This is a genomic window from Pantoea sp. BJFS-204 (genome assembly GCF_049310725.1).
GTDB classification, from domain to species: Bacteria; Pseudomonadota; Gammaproteobacteria; order Enterobacterales; family Enterobacteriaceae; genus Pantoea; species Pantoea agglomerans.
Map to the genome: position 1 here is coordinate 1 of NZ_JBMOWE010000009.1, position 16430 is coordinate 16430.

The following is a 16430-nucleotide window of genomic DNA, read 5'->3' on the forward strand; positions in this document are numbered from 1 at the left end:
TTCGCTCATACGGGACACTCATAATCACATCTCCTGACCCAATGGAGATTGAACATGACAACATCCCCCTGGAACAAAAGCCGCATTATCGGCCAGAAACGGCCTCTTCAGATCTCTCATATCTGGGGAATTCGTATCCGTCTTGAGCTGGAAGGAAAAGTTCGTGATCTGGCTCTTTTTAACATGGCTCTGGATAGTAAACTTCGGGGCTGTGATTTGGTTAAGCTAAAAGTTTCTGATATAGCCTATGGGCACTCTGTTTCGGGCAGATCGACAGTGCTGCAGCAGAAAACGGGCAGCCCTGTTCAGTTTGAACTGACTAAGGGAACCAGAGAGGCTGTAGCCGCGTGGATCAAAATGGCTCAACTAAGTAATAGCGACTATCTCTTCCAGTCCCGCGTTGGTTCTTCAAGACACATCTCAACCAGACAATATAACCGTATTTTTCATGGATGGATTGGGAAGCTGGGTCTTGATGAGACGCTCTACAGTACGCACTCAATGCGCAGAACCAAGCCATATCTTATCTATAAAAAAACGAAGAACCTTCGGGTAATCCAGTTACTTTTGGGGCACAAAAAACTCGAAAGCACAGTACGTTACCTTGGCATTGAGGTAGATGATGCTCTGGAAATATCGGAGTCAATTGAAGTCTAGCCTGTGAGGGCTGCAACAGCAGCCCTGTGCCAGAAGCGGATGCGTCAGGTTCAAAAATGGGTAGGTAAGCGTTTTAACTTATTCGTCCGGAATACATACCCGGATACGGTGCCCGTCAGGATCAAGCGCAACGAACGTCTTGCCAAAAACAGCATGTTTGGGCTCCTGTTCTATCTGCACACCGCTCTCTGACCATTGCTGATAAAGCACATCAACCTCTTGAATATCTTTCACCATAAAACTCAATTCAGTTCGGCTACCTACACCGCAGGATATAAAGTCACTCGCTGTCGTTGACCATAGTCCAAGGTTCAGGCCGTTATTAAAGGAAAAAGCCACCCACGTCGGAAGCATCACGTCTGGTTCTGTATTGAATAGCTTCTGGTAAAAACCACTGCTGACAATCGGATTATCAACATAAAGAATGATCAGGTTAGGTATCATGAGTCTCTCACGCCAAAAAGAATGAGACATCACTATTGCAGGGAGCATTGACAGAACATGTCAGCATCAGGACCGAAACGAGCAGAACGCCTTCTCAATCTTCTGCAGATTTTTTATCAGCATCGCTATCCGATAAGCGGCCACAGGCTGGCTGAAGAACTTTCAATCAGTCTTCGTACACTTTACCGTGATATTGGCGCACTACGCGCTCAGGGTGCCGACATTCAGGGTGAGGCTGGCACAGGATATATCCTTTCCCGGAGCCATCATTTACCGCCGGTGATGTTTACCCCCGAACAGCTCGATGCACTGGCGCTCGGTTTACGCTGGGTAGCCACATATGGTGATAAGGGCATTGCTAAAGCGGCTTCAGAGGTAACGGGGAAAGTCCGCCACGGTCTTCCGCCACAGTTACAGACACTGTTTGATGACTCGTCATTATTGGTGGGAAAGAGACAGGAAGCTCATCACAACTTTGAAAACCTGAGCGTTGTTCGAAGCGCCATCAGGTGGAGACGTAAAATCCGTGCAGGTTATACAGACAGACTCGGTAATATGAGTGAAAGAACGATATGGCCTTTCGCGCTGGGTTACTTCTCCGGCGCTATTGTGCTTGCTGCATGGTGTGAAAAACGTAACGACTTTCGTCATTTCGACGTAACGCGATTAAAATCTCTTCAGCACCTGCAGGAAGGATATCCTCATTCCCGGCATAGCTTACTCCGTATATGGCGTAATGCAGGTCTGGATAACATCGTTCCCACGCGTAGCTGAAATGGGTATGATTGCTCCAGAAAATCCAGGTCTGTTCTTATCTATAAATATATCCGCTCTTCGCTCATAGCGGACATTGGCCTGACGCCAGTCCGCTTCGAGCAATAGGTGAGTATTAATGCCGAAGGCATTTCTAAAAACATGGTGCAAAACTCATGTTAAGCTGATCTGAGTGGGAGTGAAAAATCTACGACCGGAGAGAGCCTTAAGTGAAAGCATTTACGGTGCGTCGCATTAATGAGAGCGATCTGGACGATTTCAGAAGAGTAAGGCTGGAAGCGTTGCTCCTTCATCCGGACGCTTTTGGCGCGTCTTACGAAGACTGGAGCCAGAAGCCAGCAACGTTCTTTGCTGAAAAATTGAGAACCAATTATGTTTTCGGGGGATTTGATCTTCACAACACCATACAGGGCCTGATTGGTTTGAGCTTCAGTACCTCACCAAAGCTGAATCATGTCGCTACTATCTGGGGGATGTATGTCCGTGCCGGGATGAGGGGATCGGGACTGTCATCAGGGCTAATGGAGGCTGCGCTGGAAGCTGCAAGCTCAGTAAGAACTATAAAGCTTTCCGTCGTCACAACGAATCATGCTGCATATGCACTCTATCGGTCGTACGATTTCACTAACTGGGCCACTGATACTGCTGCGCTTTACGCTAATGGTATTTTTCATGACGAATATCTTATGAGACGAGACTCGGAAAACGATTCATAAAAAAGCCATGATGATAAATAATTGCTTATCGTGGCGACATAATCGTTCGAGGTTCAAAGGCTACGTCCGCTCCTCGCTCTTAGCGGACATTGATCTTCACAGCAGCACGTTTTCTCTGAGCATCTATCAAACCTGTAAAACTCCCCTCACCCACCTCTGAACACCATAGGGTTTGCATTATCTATATCTAAAATCAGAGCTCAGACCTGCCGTGAAACCCGTTGCTTAAGGTGCTCTTTGTCGCTATTTTCACTGGGACGGATCAGTTATAGATAGCGGCAGAAGTGCCGCATTGGTTGATGCCTGTCGTGATAGCCAGGGCATAGGCGTAGTAGACACAAACCTGCCCTTTAAGTTAAACGCGCGAAGCAACATCGTTGTATCTGTCCGCATAATAAACTTCGCGTGATTTATTTTAATCGCTCTTCCGGCGTTCGCCATTTAAGGAGCCGCTGCAGCGCAGTTTCCCTCTTTAAGAACTCCTTTGCCGCCCTGAGGCGTTCTCTTAACTGTTCCTGAAGTGCTGCATCGCATCTCTCAATGTCCTTTTCAGCATCAGTGAAGAATTGCTCGATACGGATATCTTCTGCCCATTTAGCCATGATGACCTGCAGTTCATTCACACTGGTTTTATATGCCTCTTCCTGCTTACGGATAACCTCACATTTTTTATACTCGACCATCTGCTGCTCCATCCGCAGACGATTGGCTTCAGCACGTTCCTTTTTTGCCTGAACTTCCTTTTTCAGAACAGGCAGAGCGGCTTGAGCCGCTTTAATGATTTTCGGTATCTGACTTATCAGGCTGCAGGTGTTAGTTTGAGAGAATACCTGGTGCCAGCCTTCTGACTCATAAGGTGAGTAGAGCTGCAGCCTGAATCGGCCACACGGTATTTGCCGACGGCTGTAGAACCCCATCTGGGCTGAATTTTTACCGCGGGTCCAGTTGATTATTCTTTCATCCCTTACATAACGCCCTTTGACCTCCTTAACTGGCACCTCTTCCGTCATCTCAACCAGTGAGAAGCCTACGCTGAAGCCATCAGCGCTGATGATGCTGGGACCTGAGGGCCTCCAGAGCGCCGGGTACAGATAATTGCAGGTCCCCTGTTCAGCGAAAGTGATATCTCTTCTCCGAAAGCAATCTCCACGTTCAGACAGTCTTACCAGAAATCCACGTCTCTCTGCTGCAGCAAAAAATTTCAGCATAAATGTTTCAGCAATAATCAGGCCAGTATCCGATGTATTCACGTCAAGAAGCTTTCGCTTAGTCGGTTTGTAATACCCCAGCTCAGTGACAGATGATTTCAGCAAAATCTCTTTGCTGGCAAAAAACAGCTTCGCGCCCTGAGCTGGATGTGACGATGACTTCGCCCTGCACTTTAGAGCGGGTTTATAACTACCGGATGGCATTTGCTCGTTCAAAACAGGTAATTGCAGCGTCATTTCTTCCTGACTGTCAATACTGTCACGTATGTGTGCTTTTAAAGGAGGCAATGGGGGTATGGCTGGTGGATTGCCATTCGCAACCGCACGCCAGTATCCGTCTAAGGGACGCGGGATCTGGAGCTCGATACATCTGGCAATGAGATGGGACTCGCTCATTTTAAGATCTGCAGCGATGAACTTCGCTGGTTTTGACCAAACCAACTCATACAGAAACTGTCTATCGCCTGGAAGCGACATGGTACCTACTCCTCATCCTTATCGGTTAACTTAGCCCAAAGTAAAGCGACTTTCCGCATAGACGTTGTGTGTTTGTACCTTCGCTATTGGTTGTCAGGCAATAAAAACGTCCCACTTTTTCGAACAAAAGCACTCAGTAGCACCTGTTTACCAGTGCCTGACAGAGCAGTTTATGGGATGATTGCAGGATGAATATGGGAGAGATTGCGTGAACATAATACCTATCCGTCGTGAGTCTGAATGGACCGCTTTGGAATTTTTTGCTGGTATAGGTCTGGCCAGAGCCGGTATGGAGCTGGCAGGGATTAAAACGGTTTGGGCAAATGATTATGATTTAAACAAAAAGGCGATGTATGAAGGTCACTGGGGAGCCGGCGATCTCATACTGGCTGATATTCATTCCCTTAAAAGTGAAGAGTTGCCTGCCGCAGATGTAGCATGGGCATCTTCTCCGTGCACAGATCTGAGCCTGGCTGGCAAACGTGTCGGCTTACGTGGTGGACGTGAGTCTTCCGCTTTCTTCGGTTTTACCGATTTAATTGCAAATATGCATGAGCGCAAGCCAGAAGTAATCATTCTAGAGAACGTGACGGGACTCGCTTCTTCTCACAACAGAGAAGATTTAAGAGCTGCAGTAAAAGAGTTTAACTCGCTGGGCTATGCAGTGGATGCAATTACTCTAGATGCACGCCGCTTTGTTCCTCAATCGCGCCCCAGACTTTTTATCATTGGCGTCAAGCATCCTATTGATGGCGGCGAGCAGGATACATGCCTTAGGCCTGACTGGCTTTCATGGCTACATAAAGATTCTGAGCTTCGCACGTTCATGATGCCATTACCTAAAGCACCTGCTTTGCTTGCTCAGGGATTCACAGAAGAAGTTGAAATGGTTCCAGACGGTGATAGCAGATGGTGGAATGCTGAAAAGTTAGCATTATTCAGAAACTCTATGGCCCCCGTTCAGCGAGAAAGGCTGGAGCAATTTGTCTGCCTTCCTAAGATCACCGCTCGTACAGCGTACAGGCGGACACGCAACGGCATTCCAGTATGGGAAATGAGGCCGGAAGATATCTCAGGATGCCTACGCACCCCTCGCGGCGGTTCTTCAAAGCAGGCTGTAGTGATTATGGGTAAAGGATCACTTAAAATTCGCTGGATGACTGGGCTTGAATATGCTCGCCTGATGGGTGCCGGGTGGTATACTTTGAATAATCTACGAGACTCACATATTCAGTACGGTTTTGGAGATGCAGTTGTTGTTCCAGCTGTAGGCTGGGTAGCTAAGCATATGATACTGCCTCACCTAGAAGAAGTAGCTAAATCACACGGAAAAAAAGTGAATGAACATGCACAACTCTTCTGAAGCATTTTTGAAAGCCGCTCAGGACTGGTATGAAAGTCAGCGAGCCGAGAATGGTGCAATGAATACTAATGTGATGAATGCGGGACTTATAGTTTCCCGTATGATGGCAGATGGTTTGCCCATCACAGATGACCGATTATACAGCAATGGTAAAAGTCAGGTACGTGGTTTGAGTGGACCAGCTATTGCTAAAATCCTTGAGCAACATGGCGAAAAACGCATTTTTACGCGAGAAGGCGGCCGTACCTCAAGAGGAACCGTCTTTCTGGCTGCTGCTTTCAGGGACGTGCTAAACGAGACCGATTTTTCAGAAAATGATGCCATTGGCATAATTGATGCATCATCACGGCTTGAAGCGTTTTTTACGCAATGTGTGCGGCTCGATTACTTCGACAAGCAAAGAATTTCGGTCGATATCGATTATACCAAACCCCTGTCTTCTGTCGTCGGCGATATTCTTAAAGCAGCTGCCGAGCGCTCTGATAAACCTACAGGTGCCATACTTCAACATCTCGTTGGAGCCAAGCTACAGTTACGCTTTCCAGAAGAAAAGATAGGCTCAGACAGGGCTAATACTGCTGATATGCATACGGACCGGGAGGGTGATTTTCAGGTTGGCACTACAGCGTTTCACGTCACCACGGCACCTATGGAAAAACTCATCTCTCGCTGTGTTGAAAACAAACGTGCTGGATATAGGCCGGTAATATTAACTCTTGAAAGTAAAGTTCAGGCAGCAAAACAAATGGCCGATAACGTGGGTATGTCCGAAAAAATATCTGTGCAATCAGCAGAGATTTTCATTGGTACCAATATTGAAGAAATTGCGACCTATGATGGTGATCGCATTCGTGAAGGTCTGGCAAAGCTGATACGTACTTATAACACCCGCATTGAAAAAATTGAAATTGATAAATCTTTAATGATTGACGAGCCACTTTGGATAACAAACATGTTATCAAAAAAAACATAAAATATTTTTAAAGTTAAAAGAGAAAACATAAGCTTTAAGAAAATATTTATTATAGATAATTTAGTGTTCGTGCCTATCCATCTCATATAAGTCATTAAGGTCATTTTATGCATAAACAACAAAGTGCTTTATTATTTTTCGTTAATGAGAATTCTCTAGTAACCTTAAAAAAATCAGCAATTTTGGTCGATAAAATTGCCCTTGTTTTTTTGACCAGTATCCCAAGAGCTCGCCGAGCACGCTTTCCTCTATCTATAGCATATTACAATAAAGAACAAATTCAAAGAATAACTTCAGAGCTAAACTGGCTTTATGATAATGATGTTTTAGACTCACCTGTAAGTGACCCATCGCCTTCAGGATGGGAAATGGAGGACTTTGATCGTGAGAGCAATACATGTGTAGTACGAACGTCAAGTGGAACTATATTCTTCCAGCCAGGAAATACACCAATAGAAGATTACATTTTCCAACAAACCCTTAAGAGTATAATATACGAAGAATCACCAATCGCTGTTTTGAAAAATTTAAGAAACCCTTTTTACGAATCACCAGTTATCATTAGTAATCAAGCAGTTAATAGAAACACATTTAACTATCCCAAAAAGAACAGTAGTCTTGTTCTTGATGTTTTACTGTCCGCTGTACCGCAACCGTCCATAGATACCCCATGGGACGCAATAATTGACTGGCGGAATGACGATGAAGCACAAGTTAAATTTAGACGTCTAAAAAACTGGATGAACAAGATATCACTTCAAGAAGAAATCAACACGAATCATTTATTCGATGAAATATCATATTTACTTGATGAGTATCAACAGTATATGAAAATTCAAAAAACAAAGTTTTCTGCTGGCATAGTCAGGACTCTAGTCACAACCGGAGCTGATGTTTTAGAGTCTTTAACAAAGCTAAATTTCAAGGCAATCGCTGAAATGCCTTTTAAAATGAATGATGCTCGCGTAGCTTTGAAAGAAGCTGAACTAAAGGCTCCTGGAAGAGAGCTTGCATTTATTATAGATGCTCAGAGGAAAATTAGTAGTGATTAAAAATTGAGAGGGTAGAGTATTATTGACTGCAAGGATAAGCATCAATAGTGTTTGAACTTGGCACACAAACCATTCATTTGTGATTCGGTTATCATGCCAGGCATGTTTATTCAATAGCTTATAAATGATGCTCAGAACGATAATTGCAATTCATGATTGAAATTAAATAAATAGTATTGCTATTGATGCCAACTATGGGGCAAACGCGGGCAGTAACTAACTTCCTTTTTTTCAAAAAACCACGAGGGATTTTCTATTGATGCTCATAAGGAATAGGTAAAATTCCGGCAATAAAGATTTAACCAACTGGATTTTGCGCCAATGGATTTTTCTTCTTGCTTTTTATACAATGCATAATGCATAAAAGTGAGGTAGTATGAAAAAATATCTTTTTTAATATTATGTCTATATCCGCTATTCGCTCATAGCGGACATTAACAGTTAACCAGGCAGTTGCCATCAGACCTTAGCCGTCGGGCCCGAACCCCAAAGAAATTAGGCTGAGCTAACCGGCTCTGCCGGTTAACTCCGTGGGGGCTCGACGACCCGGCAACGCCAGGGAGTCGGAGGGGGCCATCAGGATAGTTTTACAAGATCCGCTTTGTGCTAATAGCGGACATTGGCGACTTTAACTTGCTTTAAGACTATTACAAGGCGATTTTCTTTTGCTACTAACATGGACTCGGTAAAACGCCTATAAGACCGAACTGTGCTACAGGGCGAGTTTCCGCACTATGCCGCACCGAAATTTACCGATATGATTGATGCCACATTTCATTCATCAAAGGAACTAAAATGACTGACCGGGTGATATTGCAGCGTGATTTTTCGGATCTTATGAATGGGTTGCACGGAAGCATCGTAAGATATTCTATTGACCGAGCCAAACACCATCAATGTGAAGTTTATTTGTGTGTGAACAACAAATCTCATTGTGATCAAATACTGGAACGGATATTTGATAAAAAAGTGGTCAATAAACTTAAATCAAATCAGACTATCATCATAGACGGACGAAAGCTTAGCTTATACTCCCCCCTGACCCTTAATAAAAGCTATCTAACAGAAGCTGTGTATTTATTACTATTCCCCGGTCCTGACCTGCTGAAAGCCGTTGAATACCAGGCCAGCCTTAATCCCGTTTATGAAATCATCGTGTTTACAGAATCTGACGGGCATACGGAGGCTGCTAATCAGTGGATGTCAGAACATGACGCTCGGCCGCTTCAAATCGGAAAAACGCCCCCAGATCCTGATGAAGGCAGTTGATTAACCTGATAAAAACCCTGCGCCAGACTCCAGCCCTACTCATGAACTGAAATCCAGCCATAAGGAAATGCCATACAATGACTTTAAATTTCGAAGACCTCACCACGCCAGAAAGCATTGACCAGCATGTCGCCTCATTCTGCAGATCGTTAAGCATGGAAAACGCAGTATATATAGATGTCGAACCAGAGTTATGGTGTAAGCAGTCCAACTGTGAGATGAACGTTGATAAATACATTGAGCAGAACGGCGGAGAAAAAGTTATCGGCTATAAAATATGGTACATAAAAAGAAAGTATATTGAAGCTGAACGTCATGTTGTATACAGAAAGGATGGCGTATACAGAGATCTTACTTTTAATACTGATGGTGAAACTATCATATTATTTGTCCCTGACAGTAAGAAAATCACATATGATGAAAAACCCTTAAAAACCCGAATGGGCCTGACGCAGAAAACAAGACTTCTGGTAAAACAGTTCGATTTTCAGGAAACCGGCATCCGGCAGATGAGCCAGGAGGATTCGTGGAACGCGATGCCTTCCTACGAGGACTGGCTTAAAGGGGCTAGGATGTCAAATCTGATCCCGGTGGCTACTAAACCGGATATTCGGTAAAACGCCTATTCTGCCGAATCGCCCCGCTGCGGCGCAGAATACTACATGTTGTACCTATATCAACTGAGAAACCTACCAGATATAGTGGTCCGGCCCTCTGTGACGGGTCAGGCCGCGCCGGTTGCCCCGCTGCGCCATTCGGTAAAACTCCGGTAAAGGCGGGTTTCCCCGTATGCGAATTGTCGCCAGCGGAGTTTTTCTTCTTGCTTTTTTACATACTGCATAATGACGAGCTGCTGTTAGAAAATGTCATTCCAACATTAAGCCAAAGTCCGCTTTTCGCTCATAGCGGACCTTCAATCTCACATGAACGTCATCGATGTCCACAGAGATCAATTTTTTTGCCAGTAAGTCTCTTAAACACTTCTAGCCGGAAGTCGATGAACTAGTACAGTTTTTCACCCCCTGAATCCCTCTGGAATTGTGTAGTCCATGCCCGAAGCCATGAAGTCCCGGCGCGGACGATGACGGTTAGGCGCGCGCTGCCGCTGGTTTTTCAGGGAGCGTGCCAGTTTCATTTCCCACTGTGCCTTTAAGCATTACTTTCCCTCCGAGCGCAGGAATAGATAAATCATATAATGTGAGTTAGACTCATTTTAATGACTTAAAGTGCTATGCCTGCTTCTGATGCAGTCTTAGTAAGCACAAAATCCAAAACCATGATTATCAATCAATTGTGGAAATATCCAGCTTAACCTTATTAATAGAAGGCTTCCTGACACTTTTATCTATTACATAAAGTAAAAGAACAAGAACAAAAACTGCTATCCCCTCAAATATCACAACAAATTTTGAATTGATATTTGGAATCACCACAGCAAAGACGGCAGATAAAACCCATATTATTAATGAGAATGCAAAGAAAACCATGACAGATTTACTTATAGAAGGTTTTAGGGGATTTTGTGTAAATGGCATTATATAGAGCCTTCCTGATATAAAGGGCTCAAGCATACGCACATGGTATTCCCAAACTTCCTGCCAGTACTTACCTGCTTTAGCAATAGAGGAAGCCAGGAAAGTAAATGCACTCCCGAATAACGAGAGGAAGAACAACGAAACATACTGGAGAGTGGAAATTTCTTTTGCGTTTAACATTGCATACACAAGGATACCCCAGGCACTGAACAAAATGGCGTTAATTACCCATAAATAATTAAGCCGCGACCAGAATAGATTTATTTCATATTCGCGAATGTGATGCGCCTTGCTATAGGCCTCCTTTATTTTCTCCTTGTCTGAAACCGTGAGTAATATCGATTTATTTTTGAAATCTTTATTCAAAAGATAGCTAAAATAATCTATATTGCAATCAAAATGAGCGCTAAGACTATCAGGCACCCCACGCCTTGTAAGTTCTTTTTTATACCCTGGCCCAATTAATTTCATCTTAGGAACCCTTCGTTATAACATAATTTCTGCGTTTAAAATCTCTCATCATCTTAACTCCATTAAAAGTTTATTACTATTGATATATAGTGCAATGACTTGGAAGCTCTTTATACTTGTTATTCTCTAACCTCAAAAACCTTCATTAATCCTTTAAGAATATCAGGTGCTGCATAAAGGTCACGGCGTAGAATTTAACTCACCTTGTTATTCTTCCCCCCCCGGGCAATAAGCCTGCCTCGGGGAATGCTGCTTACACCTGACTCGCTTCACTCGAAGGGTTGGTGTGCATGAAACTTAATGCATAGTGCCAAGAACGCCCTTATCAGCTGAAGCTGATTTTGTTGCGCTGACAGCCCTCAGCTCATGCATGGATTTTCTTTTCAGGAGCATTTTAAGTCGGCTGATATGCGCTCTCGCCCTCTCAGGACTTACCGGTACATAGATTTTTTCAAGTTGCGCGCGCGGTGGGGGTATTGATTCCCCTTCGCGAATACGACGGGACATCTTTTCAAGCTCTTTTTCGCATGCCTTACGTAACTCACCCTCAGACAGATTATGTGATGTCATCTGGCTGTAGAGGGTTGTGACCAACCAGTAATGAGTATTGGCCTGCCATGGGTACGCCTCTGGTGAGTTATACAGACCACGTCGCGCGCTGTAGCGAATGACCATGTCATACAGTGCATGTTCATCCGGCAAATCAGCAGCGGCATAGTCGCCCTTACGGCACCAGTTGATGAACTGCCCGGGGGTTGGCCAGAACGGTGAAACGCTGGCACGCGCAAGCTTCATCCCTGCTGAAATCTGATGCCCCGAGGTAATGCCGTTTTCGATAAACGCAGCGACCCACTGACGTTTTGCAGTTGCTTCATCGCGTGGATGCTTTAACACCGTGCTGAAGGATGCGGGAAAGATAACCTTCAGACTGGCGAAGAGAGTGTCCACCAGGCGCTCTGCGTTTGAGTCAACTAAACGGCCTTCCTGCTGCTGGTCAGCCCCACTCGGGCCAAAGTGACCATTTTTCAGCTGATCGTTAAATCCGGATTCTGGCTTCGTCATAAGAAATTATTCTCCCACTCGCTGCGATCGTTCCAGTGTGGTATCCCTTTACCAGAAGGCGCTTTCTGGCCCCGCAAGGCTGCCTGTTTGTTCTGGTAGCTGAGCTTCTGGCTGGCTGTGATAAACCAGTGTCTGGGTTTCTGATATGAGAATTCGATGTCGAGTTTTTGTAGCTCGTAGACCAGGTCCAGATGTGCGTAGAGATTTTGCCACGATGCAAAGTCTGCATGGTTAAGCTTCACGACTTTGCCCTCGAAGGCATAACGTGAAGGAAGCCATTTACCCTGACACGTCGCCCTGGCGGCGGGTGTTTTATTTATAGGTTCTATGTTGGGTTCTAATGACTGATTCTGTGTCCCGTTTTTGGGATCATTCAAAATCCCAAATTTGGGATCGTTCAAAAGCCCGTTTTTGGGATCATTCGATGGCTTAATTGAAACAGGCCCGATTTTGGGAACATTCCCGTTTTTGGGACCATTACCTTTTACTGAACCCTCCCGTTTTTGGGCACATTTAAAATCGAGGTTCAGCTTCAGGACACGCACCCGTTTTGTGGGACCTTTCCGCTCACCGGTATCGGAAAGCAGACCCTCCTCAATCATCTGATTGATCCATTTCCCGATAGTCTTTCTGTCGAGCCCTGTATCATTGACGAGCCTCATGATGCTGGGATAACAGCAGTGGTATTCGTCAGCCCGGTCAGCCAGTGAAAGGAGAAGTAGTTTTTGGGAAGCCTTGAGATTAAGACTCCAGGCCCAGTCTGTTGCTGCGCGACTCATTTAATATGTCCCTCCAAAATAAAAAATTTTAAGAAGTTTCATTGCATTCTCGCTATGTGTGCAGAGGTTAAGATCTGACTCTCGTTGCAACTCTTGTCGCTTCCCTTCCCCCCTCACACTGAATTAAGCGCAGTCCTGAAACCACCAGCTCATGGACAGGATTGTCTGTGCTGATGCTCATCGCCTTCCTCATTACAGGTTCGTTCCAGTTCATACTCAGCAAACCTGATAGCGACCTTCATCAGCCAGCGATATTGTTCCTGGGGTATTTTCATCTCCCCCTTCATCACGAAATCCTCAATACCGCTGGCAGCCAGCGTTTCCATGATTTCCGGGTATTTTTCAGTGCGTCTCAAGATGGTTGAATCAGCGACGTTGAGACGGCGGGCAACCACCGATTGACGCGTGTTAAAAAGGGCCCTTAGAGCCAGTGAATGGAGATGTCGTCCCTGAACTGATGATCCTTGCTTGCGTGTTTTTGCAGTTTCCACAATGTAACTTCCTTAGTCGGCTGTGACGCAGTGACCAAACGTCACCTTAAACTAACGTTTCAGCAAAGATATCCGGCTTTCTTCCAGTAACTTATCTGAGCAGAACTGCCCCTGAGATAACTTCTCAATAGTCATTGCATATTGAGTTCCCCCATAAAACTCTGTTTTAGGAAGTGAACCCTTGTTGAGCCACTTGTAGACCGCTCTTGGACTGATTCCACACGCTTTCGCAACTTCAGCAACTCCCACAGACTTAATTGCAAGGTTAATGAATGACATGAAAACCCCCTCAATAGTACTTTCAGTTCACTTTAATTTGAACTGACAGTTTTATCAAGTCAGTTAACATTGTACCCATGGTTCAAACAGAAACGATCCGTCAGCAGTTTGCAGCGCGGCTTACTGAAGCGCTCAACAACGCCAAATACCCGCCACATGGTCGGGGGGTAATGCTTGCTCAGCGTATGGGGGTAACATCGAAGGCTGTCAGTAAATGGCTGACTGGTGAGTCACTTCCCCGGGCTGCGATGATGAAAAACATCGCTAAAGCTCTGAACGTAGACCCACTGTGGCTGCAACATGGAGATGAGGCTAATGCTGGTGAAGAAAGGTTAGCTCATGCCCTGTTTCGCGGTAGCTTTCCGTTAATGGGCTGGGATGAGGTTATTAATGTCACGCAGTTTTTTGAGAAAGGTTTGGACAGATTCAGTTATTTCTATTCCGGCGCTGTACTGGGAGATGCCCCGGCATTCTGGCTAGTAGTTAAAGACGACTCAATGACGAGCCCCGCGGGCCCATGTGTCCCCGAGAACAGCATGATTCTTATAGACACAGGTCGCATTCCAGAAAATGGCCAATTAGTCGTTGCTAAACTTGCTTCTGCAAAAGAAGTGACTTTTAAACAGTACATTGTTGATGAGGGTATCAACAGAAAGTATCTCAAGCCATTGAATACTAATTATAAACCTGTGGAAATTGATGATTCCTGCAAGTTTATTGGTGTGGTGATAGAGTGCCGAATGAGCTTTGTTTCCCCCGATCCCGCCCAAAGCCTCAGTGTGATACCGCACACTTAAAATTAGCAAAAACAATGAGATGAATCAAAACCCCGGAAAAGTACTAATTTTCTGTACTTTTGGTGTTGACCAAAATAGTACTTATAGTTCATTATTGAGTTATTAGCTGAACGGCACAGCATACTGTCGGGCGGGAGGAGTGCAGAAGCGCGAGATCCCGAAGTGGCAAAACCCACCTTCCTCTCAACAAATGAGATGGCTCTGCCCAGTGTCATTTCCTTTGTTGATGGAGGTTAGTATGAAAAAGCACAGCGTTCTGTGCCCGGTCTGTGGAATCAACTTTGATCCCAGAGCACCTGGAGTTCATATAAAAAAGCATCATAGCGCAGCATCACGCCATGAGTTAATCCTGATACGCGACGCCCGGCGTCTCTGTTTCGGGAAAAGTAAGCCCTACAAAAATAAATCACCCTGCTTACTCTGACTCATCACGACATTGACAGCTTCTCTGAAACCCTTTTCGCAGTTTAAACGAGGTGTCAGTGCGAAGGGTTTTCAATTCATTCAGAATTATGAAACGGAATACCTCTATAACTTCACTGTCAGCGAATGCCTGACAGCCTGAAGTACCGAAAGTAGTGGCATCCTGATTGTATAATTATGAGTGTGATCTGTCTGACCAAGTGCCTGAATGACTTTCCCGCCTCGTGCGGGATTTTTTTTGCCCCGGATATGTTACGTCCGGCCGGGCATCAAAGCCTCTCTGGCTCAATCACCCTTTCCGTAATGCCTGAATGGCAAATCCACTTAAGGAGTAACGATGTTATATCGCGAAGCTGCCGTGCGTATCAGCCAGACTGTATTGTTGCTGTCCCGTGAACTGAGTGTTTCTGCTGATCAGATGTTTGAGTACCAGCAGGAAGGCAAAGTCACGGAAGAGCAGGCTGCGACACATATGCATAAAGTCCAGGTTGTTCTCGACGTGCTCTTCACCGAAATCCTGGATCCCATCATGACTGAGCACCCTGACTTACTGCCTGGATGTTGCTGTAGCGACGTTTCAGAGACAGACAGGGACGACCAGTTGTGATCGCTCTCTTACCTGTCCACATGACCGCCATTATGGCGGTTTTTTTACGTCCGGAACCGGAGAACACCATGCATAAAGAAAAACCTTCATGCGTCCTGAATTCAAAAGAAATGCGCCGCCTCGCCCTTGCTCATGTACAGGCGCATGTAAATGCCTGTCACTGTCAGTCCCGTCGTGACGTCCTGATGGCACTGGCTCACTGGCACGATGTAGGCGTGAACATGAGCGATTTCATCAAAAATACGCGCCTCATCATTATTGATGAAGATGGCATCCATGAACGCTGAGATGGCATTCGTAAACCCCGCCCGCAAGGGCATTACCTGACCCGGAGGTCATTATGCAACATCGTGAAACTGCAGAAAAAGTCACTGAAACACTGCTGGAAGTGGCAAACAAGCTGGTGGCATCGGTAAGGATGGTTGATGCCAGTGAGAAAGACGGAAAAGTCAGTATGGACGAAGCAGACGCATACCGTAAGGGTGTGATGGGATCACTGGATGAATTGCTTCAGTCAACTCTCACAACCATTTTCGCCACACACCCTGATTTACGACCAGCATGCAGCTGCGCTTCTTCTGCCTCGGAAGACAACAAACAGCCGTAACTGCCTGCCTGAATACGTCAGAGTAAACCGTCCGCCAGGGCGGTTTTTTTATATCTCAACGGAGACAAAGCATGATTATTCATATCCGGAACGGCAGGTTCATCTTCACCGCCAGTTCTTTAAACCGAAGCCGCCGTTTTGTCTGTTTCAGTGAAGGCATCGCCTGGACGTATGTGCAGAAGCTTGCCGCTGCCTGTGCCGCTGAAATGAGGTAACGGTGATGTCCAAGCCACATGCCCCCGTCCGGATAATAAGGCGTGCTGAGCGCATTATGCGCTTATGGCGTACCGGGCAAATCCGGGCGAGGCGAACCTATCGGGGTCAGTATCTTACGTTAAGGGTTACGCCGCAGTGGAGACTGTTATCGAAAGACAATGGACAGAACTGGGAATTACTCAGTCATGCGGATTACGACAATCAGATTTAGTCCCGATGTTTCAGCCGTA

21 protein-coding genes are annotated in these 16430 nt (G+C 45.5%); 14 read left to right on the top strand and 7 right to left on the bottom strand.

Going from position 1 to position 16430, the window contains the following annotated elements; genetic code table 11:
• Nucleotides 1-54 precede the first annotated feature (54 nt).
• Nucleotides 55-657: a site-specific integrase gene (locus ACO6VX_RS19715; RefSeq protein ID WP_010669698.1), complete on the top strand. Its 603-nt coding sequence runs from the start codon at nt 55-57 to the stop codon at nt 655-657.
• A gap of 78 nt (nt 658-735) precedes the next feature.
• Here the strand turns inward: ACO6VX_RS19715 and ACO6VX_RS19720 are convergent, their stop codons facing one another.
• Nucleotides 736-1101: a VOC family protein gene (locus ACO6VX_RS19720; RefSeq protein WP_029518932.1), complete on the bottom strand. Its 366-nt coding sequence runs from the start codon at nt 1099-1101 to the stop codon at nt 736-738.
• A gap of 57 nt (nt 1102-1158) precedes the next feature.
• Here ACO6VX_RS19720 and ACO6VX_RS19725 point away from each other — a divergent pair, with 57 nt between their 5' ends.
• The gene (locus ACO6VX_RS19725) at nt 1159-1875 is read left to right on the top strand and encodes a helix-turn-helix transcriptional regulator (protein WP_010669700.1); all 717 of its coding nucleotides are present in this window, start codon (nt 1159-1161) and stop codon (nt 1873-1875) included.
• A gap of 209 nt (nt 1876-2084) precedes the next feature.
• Nucleotides 2085-2591 (top strand): GNAT family N-acetyltransferase, encoded by a 507-nt coding sequence (locus tag ACO6VX_RS19730; protein WP_422431443.1) that lies wholly within the window; start codon nt 2085-2087, stop codon nt 2589-2591.
• 410 nt (nt 2592-3001) lie between these two features.
• On the opposite strand, the gene ACO6VX_RS19735 is transcribed toward ACO6VX_RS19730, so the two are convergent.
• Entirely contained in the window at nt 3002-4276 is a 1275-nt protein-coding gene (locus ACO6VX_RS19735; RefSeq protein WP_422431441.1) for a hypothetical protein, read from the bottom strand.
• 208 nt (nt 4277-4484) lie between these two features.
• Here ACO6VX_RS19735 and ACO6VX_RS19740 point away from each other — a divergent pair, with 208 nt between their 5' ends.
• From ACO6VX_RS19740 to ACO6VX_RS19760, 5 genes are all read left to right on the top strand, one after another.
• A complete protein-coding gene (locus ACO6VX_RS19740; protein WP_422431439.1) occupies nt 4485-5639 on the top strand; it encodes a DNA cytosine methyltransferase in 1155 nt (384 codons plus the stop codon).
• Nucleotides 5617-6612 carry a DUF4928 family protein gene (locus tag ACO6VX_RS19745; protein ID WP_422458281.1) on the top strand — a complete coding sequence of 332 codons (996 nt, stop codon included), beginning with the start codon at nt 5617-5619 and terminating at the stop codon, nt 6610-6612. Before ACO6VX_RS19740 ends, ACO6VX_RS19745 begins: the two co-directional genes overlap by 23 nt.
• 107 nt (nt 6613-6719) lie before the next feature.
• Complete coding sequence (locus ACO6VX_RS19750) at nt 6720-7664, top strand: hypothetical protein (protein WP_422431435.1); 945 nt, start codon at nt 6720-6722, stop codon at nt 7662-7664.
• Between the two features lie 795 nt (nt 7665-8459).
• Nucleotides 8460-8933 carry a hypothetical protein gene (locus tag ACO6VX_RS19755; protein WP_422431433.1) on the top strand — a complete coding sequence of 158 codons (474 nt, stop codon included), beginning with the start codon at nt 8460-8462 and terminating at the stop codon, nt 8931-8933.
• A 77-nt stretch (nt 8934-9010) separates the two neighbouring features.
• Complete coding sequence (locus ACO6VX_RS19760; RefSeq protein ID WP_422431431.1) at nt 9011-9550, top strand: hypothetical protein; 540 nt, start codon at nt 9011-9013, stop codon at nt 9548-9550.
• Nucleotides 9551-10216: 666 nt separating this feature from the next.
• Here ACO6VX_RS19760 and ACO6VX_RS19765 read toward each other — a convergent pair.
• From ACO6VX_RS19765 to ACO6VX_RS19785, 5 genes are all read right to left on the bottom strand, one after another.
• Nucleotides 10217-10939: a hypothetical protein gene (locus tag ACO6VX_RS19765; RefSeq protein ID WP_422431429.1), complete on the bottom strand. Its 723-nt coding sequence runs from the start codon at nt 10937-10939 to the stop codon at nt 10217-10219.
• Between the two features lie 297 nt (nt 10940-11236).
• Nucleotides 11237-12001 carry a replication protein P gene (locus ACO6VX_RS19770; protein WP_422431427.1) on the bottom strand — a complete coding sequence of 255 codons (765 nt, stop codon included), beginning with the start codon at nt 11999-12001 and terminating at the stop codon, nt 11237-11239.
• Nucleotides 11998-12780, bottom strand: a complete 783-nt coding sequence (locus tag ACO6VX_RS19775; RefSeq protein WP_022624501.1) for a helix-turn-helix domain-containing protein — start codon at nt 12778-12780, stop codon at nt 11998-12000. Before ACO6VX_RS19775 ends, ACO6VX_RS19770 begins: the two co-directional genes overlap by 4 nt.
• Before the next feature lie 149 nt (nt 12781-12929).
• Nucleotides 12930-13271, bottom strand: coding sequence for a hypothetical protein (locus tag ACO6VX_RS19780; protein WP_129063277.1), 342 nt, complete (start codon nt 13269-13271; stop codon nt 12930-12932).
• Between the two features lie 51 nt (nt 13272-13322).
• On the bottom strand, nt 13323-13550 hold the full coding sequence (locus ACO6VX_RS19785) for a YdaS family helix-turn-helix protein (protein WP_061703263.1): 228 nt from the start codon (nt 13548-13550) through the stop codon (nt 13323-13325).
• A 77-nt stretch (nt 13551-13627) separates the two neighbouring features.
• Here ACO6VX_RS19785 and ACO6VX_RS19790 point away from each other — a divergent pair, with 77 nt between their 5' ends.
• The 6 genes from ACO6VX_RS19790 (at nt 13628) to ACO6VX_RS19815 (ending at nt 16411) form a co-directional block, all read left to right on the top strand.
• A complete protein-coding gene (locus ACO6VX_RS19790; RefSeq protein ID WP_010670524.1) occupies nt 13628-14347 on the top strand; it encodes a LexA family protein in 720 nt (239 codons plus the stop codon).
• Nucleotides 14348-15107: 760 nt separating this feature from the next.
• Nucleotides 15108-15377: a hypothetical protein gene (locus ACO6VX_RS19795; protein ID WP_061902353.1), complete on the top strand. Its 270-nt coding sequence runs from the start codon at nt 15108-15110 to the stop codon at nt 15375-15377.
• Between the two features lie 68 nt (nt 15378-15445).
• A complete protein-coding gene (locus tag ACO6VX_RS19800; RefSeq protein WP_422431424.1) occupies nt 15446-15664 on the top strand; it encodes a hypothetical protein in 219 nt (72 codons plus the stop codon).
• Between the two features lie 53 nt (nt 15665-15717).
• Nucleotides 15718-15984: a hypothetical protein gene (locus tag ACO6VX_RS19805; RefSeq protein ID WP_010670527.1), complete on the top strand. Its 267-nt coding sequence runs from the start codon at nt 15718-15720 to the stop codon at nt 15982-15984.
• Between the two features lie 71 nt (nt 15985-16055).
• A complete protein-coding gene (locus ACO6VX_RS19810) occupies nt 16056-16199 on the top strand; it encodes a hypothetical protein (RefSeq protein WP_022624506.1) in 144 nt (47 codons plus the stop codon).
• Between the two features lie 5 nt (nt 16200-16204).
• The gene (locus tag ACO6VX_RS19815; protein ID WP_071785044.1) at nt 16205-16411 is read left to right on the top strand and encodes a hypothetical protein; all 207 of its coding nucleotides are present in this window, start codon (nt 16205-16207) and stop codon (nt 16409-16411) included.
• Nucleotides 16412-16430 lie beyond the last annotated feature (19 nt).

What these genes read in the sequence shown, in the direction of transcription:
- ACO6VX_RS19715 (WP_010669698.1), top strand. Translation starts at nt 55, where the DNA reads ATGACAACATCCCCCTGGAACAAAAGCCGCATTATCGGCCAGAAACGG.
- ACO6VX_RS19720 (WP_029518932.1), bottom strand. Translation starts at nt 1,101, where the DNA reads ATGATACCTAACCTGATCATTCTTTATGTTGATAATCCGATTGTCAGC.
- ACO6VX_RS19725 (WP_010669700.1), top strand. Translation starts at nt 1,159, where the DNA reads ATGTCAGCATCAGGACCGAAACGAGCAGAACGCCTTCTCAATCTTCTG.
- ACO6VX_RS19735 (WP_422431441.1), bottom strand. Translation starts at nt 4,276, where the DNA reads ATGTCGCTTCCAGGCGATAGACAGTTTCTGTATGAGTTGGTTTGGTCA.
- ACO6VX_RS19745 (WP_422458281.1), top strand. Translation starts at nt 5,617, where the DNA reads ATGAACATGCACAACTCTTCTGAAGCATTTTTGAAAGCCGCTCAGGAC.
- ACO6VX_RS19750 (WP_422431435.1), top strand. Translation starts at nt 6,720, where the DNA reads ATGCATAAACAACAAAGTGCTTTATTATTTTTCGTTAATGAGAATTCT.
- ACO6VX_RS19755 (WP_422431433.1), top strand. Translation starts at nt 8,460, where the DNA reads ATGACTGACCGGGTGATATTGCAGCGTGATTTTTCGGATCTTATGAAT.
- ACO6VX_RS19760 (WP_422431431.1), top strand. Translation starts at nt 9,011, where the DNA reads ATGACTTTAAATTTCGAAGACCTCACCACGCCAGAAAGCATTGACCAG.
- ACO6VX_RS19765 (WP_422431429.1), bottom strand. Translation starts at nt 10,939, where the DNA reads ATGAAATTAATTGGGCCAGGGTATAAAAAAGAACTTACAAGGCGTGGG.
- ACO6VX_RS19770 (WP_422431427.1), bottom strand. Translation starts at nt 12,001, where the DNA reads ATGACGAAGCCAGAATCCGGATTTAACGATCAGCTGAAAAATGGTCAC.
- ACO6VX_RS19775 (WP_022624501.1), bottom strand. Translation starts at nt 12,780, where the DNA reads ATGAGTCGCGCAGCAACAGACTGGGCCTGGAGTCTTAATCTCAAGGCT.
- ACO6VX_RS19785 (WP_061703263.1), bottom strand. Translation starts at nt 13,550, where the DNA reads ATGTCATTCATTAACCTTGCAATTAAGTCTGTGGGAGTTGCTGAAGTT.
- ACO6VX_RS19790 (WP_010670524.1), top strand. Translation starts at nt 13,628, where the DNA reads ATGGTTCAAACAGAAACGATCCGTCAGCAGTTTGCAGCGCGGCTTACT.
- ACO6VX_RS19795 (WP_061902353.1), top strand. Translation starts at nt 15,108, where the DNA reads ATGTTATATCGCGAAGCTGCCGTGCGTATCAGCCAGACTGTATTGTTG.
- ACO6VX_RS19800 (WP_422431424.1), top strand. Translation starts at nt 15,446, where the DNA reads ATGCATAAAGAAAAACCTTCATGCGTCCTGAATTCAAAAGAAATGCGC.
- ACO6VX_RS19805 (WP_010670527.1), top strand. Translation starts at nt 15,718, where the DNA reads ATGCAACATCGTGAAACTGCAGAAAAAGTCACTGAAACACTGCTGGAA.
- ACO6VX_RS19810 (WP_022624506.1), top strand. Translation starts at nt 16,056, where the DNA reads ATGATTATTCATATCCGGAACGGCAGGTTCATCTTCACCGCCAGTTCT.
- ACO6VX_RS19815 (WP_071785044.1), top strand. Translation starts at nt 16,205, where the DNA reads ATGTCCAAGCCACATGCCCCCGTCCGGATAATAAGGCGTGCTGAGCGC.